5 protein-coding genes are annotated in these 4,501 nt (G+C 50.5%); all 5 read right to left on the reverse strand.

Annotated elements, in window-relative coordinates; all coding sequences use genetic code 11:
• Window positions 1-273, reverse strand: a 273-nt coding sequence (locus tag MB824_RS05035) for a hypothetical protein (protein WP_238746480.1), incomplete at its 3' end; no start/stop codon positions are given.
• A gap of 2 nt (window positions 274-275) precedes the next feature.
• Complete coding sequence (locus MB824_RS05040; RefSeq protein ID WP_238746481.1) at window positions 276-716, reverse strand: hypothetical protein; 441 nt, start codon at window positions 714-716, stop codon at window positions 276-278.
• Window positions 717-804: 88 nt separating this feature from the next.
• Window positions 805-1,149: a DUF3969 family protein gene (locus MB824_RS05045; protein ID WP_238746483.1), complete on the reverse strand. Its 345-nt coding sequence runs from the start codon at window positions 1,147-1,149 to the stop codon at window positions 805-807.
• Entirely contained in the window at window positions 1,150-1,908 is a 759-nt protein-coding gene (locus MB824_RS05050; RefSeq protein ID WP_238746485.1) for a hypothetical protein, read from the reverse strand. It lies immediately after the preceding gene.
• Window positions 1,905-4,501, reverse strand: a 2,597-nt coding sequence (locus MB824_RS05055) for a hemagglutinin repeat-containing protein (protein ID WP_238746487.1), incomplete at its 5' end; no start/stop codon positions are given. The genes MB824_RS05055 and MB824_RS05050, both read right to left, overlap by 4 nt.

Genomic DNA, 4,501 nt, shown 5'->3' on the forward strand with positions numbered 1-4,501 from the left:
GCAGGCATCGGCTTCCTGGTCGCCGCCGGCAATAGGATTGTAGCCGCAGGAACGCATGTCATCGCGTTTCCTTTTATCCCTTAGCCCCATTTGCTTCAGCATTTCCCGCTGCTCTTCATCACTGGCCGTGGGCGGAGTATGAATTGCCGGATAGATGGTTCTTTCGTTGCACAATTTCCAACTTAAGGAGGCATCGGGCGGTAGTTTGAATCCTTTAAAAGTGCAGCCGGCCACTAGGGCGGATAAGCTTAAGGCCAATACGGTTTTTATCATGGTTATTTCTCCTGTTCGGTGGGTTGCGAATGGGGGTAGCCGTAAATGCGTTTGGTTTTCGGCATCACGCCGATATCTTCTTCCGTGCGGTAGCCGTCTTTTACGCATTGTTTGTTGCCGATACCGTGGCAGTTGTGCGGCGAGCTGCCGGAGCCGAATATATCTACCCAATGGCGAAGCCGTGATTTGTGTCGGGTATTGGTTTCGGTGGTGGTCGGGTTGTAGCCGATGATTCTCCCTACAAAATCTCCCGGGTGGTTTTCAAAGGCAATCGATCGCTCCCGATTGTCTGCTCCCCGTTGGGCAAAGCCTTGCAGCCTGGCCAGGTGGTCGTCGGCTTTGGCCACATGGGTGGCGGGGCCGACCATCTTCATATCGACATCTGCCAGCATGCCGGCGTTTTCCTTGCTATCGAGCTTGCGCAGCGTATTGTAAACCACCATGGTGCCACGGCTGTGCGAGCCGACAGACAGGCGGTACGGGTTGTTCCGGCCGTAGCGATACAGCAGCTTTCCAAAACATAAAATATTACTATTCCATTTTAATAGACAACCTTATATGATCAGAAATTCCATTAAAATTATCCAGATTTTTAATTAACTGATTAATTAATTTAATAATTTCATCATTTAATTTATCAGGAATAAGGCTTTCTACATCTTCTAATTCTGTACACAGCCATAAAATATCAATTATTGATTTGCTGATTGACATGCTTTCTAAATAGTCAATGACTCCAGGCCTAAATAACAAATTATAGCCATCATCCAATGTAATTTTTCTATTAAAAAAAGCAGTTAATATACCTATTATTAAGATATTCAAAAAAAGCTCAGCATCCTGTTTGTTCTTTACTACTACTTCATTTTTTAACATTTAGTTACTCCATGAGTTTTTTACTTTAACATCAAATACTCTTCCGGTTTTAGTATGTTGAAAATAGTGGATAGAAATTCGATTTCCTTGTGCATCAAATCCATCTCTATACACTTTTTTCCATTCTCCACTTTGAACATTTCTTAATTCGTTAAGAACAGCCTGATTATTTATATTAACTTTTCGCACGCCATTTTGTGTTTCGCGAAATCCACTAGGGTATTTAGGGGAGTCCTTAATGGAATTAAAAACCTGATTAATTTTTGTTGCTGAGCTAGAACCTGTCTGATTAGTAATATTAGGACGAGCATTACCATTAACCCCATTACCTGCACTGCTTGCCCCATTATTCCCTCTCGATTCCATCACATGCGATGGAATTCTGTTTTGAGAGCCAATTGGTACAGTTATTTCCCCAGCTCCAGCCAATAGCGGATCTCTTTTTGTAAGTGTGGGTTTGCTGAATGAGTTGATTGCATTCACCAATGTTCGACCCACACCTAAACCAGGTCGTCTTGCCAGTATTTTTGGATCTATAAAAGAACCATATATATCAATAAGATTTGCAGCTAAATTCTCATTTTTTTTCTGGCGCTTATGGATATATTCGTTAGATATTCCCTCATGGGAATTTTTTAGTTTTTCCTGTTCTTTTAAAGAGCTGTATTGGCTAAACAGGTTATGGTTTTTATATGCTTGTGGATTGCGTGCAGCATAGTCTCGGTAATCCCAAAAGTATTCGGAACTGCCTAATTTCAACTTTCCATTGGGGTGGGTGGCAGATGATATGCCAAATGCAGAAATAATAGTCTCATCCGTGAGCCCATCATTGGATTTTTCATCAACCCAACGTAATATTTGTTTTCTAATACGCTCGGTAACCTTTGCATCTGAAAGTTCTTTTTTTCTATATGCTTTATGTGATTTTTGATACTTTCAACAATATCCTTTTCTTCCGTTAGGCGTAGCTCGCTTTCATGCAGCTGCCGGTTGTTCCAATCCGCATTTGCTCCGGCAAACGCACTTCCAGTACTGCCTCCCGCCAGTGCGCCAACCGCTGCTCCGCCTACCGTGTCCGTCAGCATTCTGCCTACACTGCCTTCTCTGCCGCCTATCCGTTCCAAATAAGGGGCTGCCAGCGATGACGCACCTGCGCCTGCCGCGCCTTGTACGTCACCGGTCAAAAGTGCACCTGCACCCGCATGCAGTACGGCGCGGCCTATGCCGCCTTCTTTCCATGTGTCATATGCGGCTTGGTGTTCGAACAGGTATTGGTCTGCAAGGGCAATTTGTTGTTGCAGCCGGGTAATCTGATCGGGCTGGCGGGCATCCTGTAACTGCTCCTGCAAATATGCTTTGGCAATTCGGATGTGCTCATAGTTTTTGATATTGCCGAGTTTGTCTGCAGTCCATGCGACGCTTTGGGCGGCAACGGGGGCGAATGCTTGGGTAACCTCGCGCTGCCTATCCAGTTCTTCCTGTACTGCTTCTTTGTCAAACTGGTTTTTCAGGCTGCCTGAAGCAGCTTCGGCGGTGTCGGTGTTGATATCCGTATACAGTCTTGCCGCTGTCTGCGCCGCACTCATGCCGGTGGCTTTCTGCTGGCCGGCATCATCAGTAATCACCAAGTTGCGGGTATTGATACCGCTATGGGTAATGCTGTTACGGTTGTCTTTCACTTTGCCGTAGCCAATGGCTTTGCCCACGGTGTTTTGCTCGGCAACGTTGCTTAACCAGTCCCGTTTTTCCTGTCCCAGCTGCTCTCCGCTTACAGATACGCTACCGTCCACACCCAGACTGCTTCCGCTGTAGCTGCTGTGGTTGGCAATGTAGCTGTGGCTGAGGGTGGCGGTGCGGAAGCTGTTTTTTCCTTGTGCTTCGGCCTCTGCCGCAGAAGTAAGCAAAGCGCCTTTGAGATCGGTATGGCCTTTAACGTTGACCTGATATCCGTCTTCCCCAGCAAAAATACCGCTCTGCTCACCTACGCTGGCATGGTCGGCGCTGCTCTTGCTGCGGCTGTAGCCGCCGCCGGCGCTAAAGCCGTAGCCTACGGTGATCTGCGCGGACATGTTTTCCTGTTTGCCGCGGAAAGTGGCGGTGTCCTGCACGCTTTCGATATTGAGGTTGGCGGCATCAAGCTGTACGCCTTTGCCGATCAGCTGCGCGCCCTTCAGGGTGGTGTCGCCGCCGCTGTGCACAAAGGTCTGGCCGCTGCGGCTGCCGATATGGCTGTGCAGGTGGGTGCTTTCGTCGCCGTTGCCGTAGCCTTTGCCGTAGTTGCCGCCGGCGGTAAAGCCGAGGCTGACGCCGTTATTGAAAGCAAGGGCAACACCGGCATTCCAACCGCTTTGGCGGTTTTTGCTGCGCTCTTGGTGCTGCTGCTCGGCAGAACGGATATCGACGCGGTTTTCTGCGCTCAGATAGGTGGCCTGTTGGCCGCCGATATCGGCGCCGCGGATAAGGATGTCGGAATCTTTGCCAGCACCGTGTGCTTTGAGTATCACGGCTTTGCCGGCTTCCATGCGGGCTGCTTGGGCGCGGTTGCCGGCGGTTTGGGTTTCGCTGGTGTTTTTCTGCTCGCCGTAGGTTATCGAGACGCTGATGCCTTGGCTGGCGCTTTGGGGGTTTTGGGCAACGGAGGCAAGTGTCTTGCCGGCGTTAAAACCCTGCCGTGCGGCATTGGCGGCGGCCATCAGGTTCACCCGGCTGTTGCTGCCGTGTATCTGTTTGGCGGATTTGGCGGCATTGGTCAAACCGATGGCGGCATCGACTACGGGAATATTGACGGCAACGGTCAGCCCTTTTTGTTCAAAGCGGCTGCGTTGGGTTTGCCGGTAGCGCTCGTCGGCAGCCTGAATATCGATCTTTTCGGCTTCAACCAGTACGTTGCCTTCGGGCGATGAAACGATAGAACCGGTTTGGCTGTAACGTTTTGCGGCTATCAGCGTATCGCCTTTCAGGCTGCCTACGGTGCTGCCGCTGGCGGAAACGGCGGTGCCGTCGCTTTCTTGGGCTTGGGTTTTGTTGCCGATAAAGAAACCGATACCGCCACTGCCCATCAAACCGGACTTTTTGCGCTCGTGGTTTTCCCAATCTTGGTAGCGGTTCTCGGCAGCATCAACGCGCACTTCGCCGGCAGCGGTCACCAGGGTCTGCCCGTCGCTGATGACTTGGCTGCCGCGGATGCGGGTGTCGCCGCCGGAAGCCGTTCTGACTTCGCGGCCGGTAATCACGCTGCCGGCTGCTTCGTCGTGCTGCCGGCGATATTGGTCCAACCGGCTTTTGCTGCCGACCAAACCGCGCTCTTTGCTGTAGGTCGATTCGTCCAGATCCAGGGTGCGGCGGCCTTCGC

It is taken from the genome of Kingella pumchi (assembly GCF_022288825.1).
In the GTDB taxonomy this organism is placed as follows: Bacteria; Pseudomonadota; Gammaproteobacteria; order Burkholderiales; family Neisseriaceae; genus Kingella_D; species Kingella_D pumchi.

Coding starts and splice junctions, on each gene's coding strand:
- MB824_RS05045 (WP_238746483.1), bottom strand. CDS start 1,149: ATGTTAAAAAATGAAGTAGTAGTAAAGAACAAACAGGATGCTGAGCTT.
- MB824_RS05040 (WP_238746481.1), bottom strand. CDS start 716: ATGGTGGTTTACAATACGCTGCGCAAGCTCGATAGCAAGGAAAACGCC.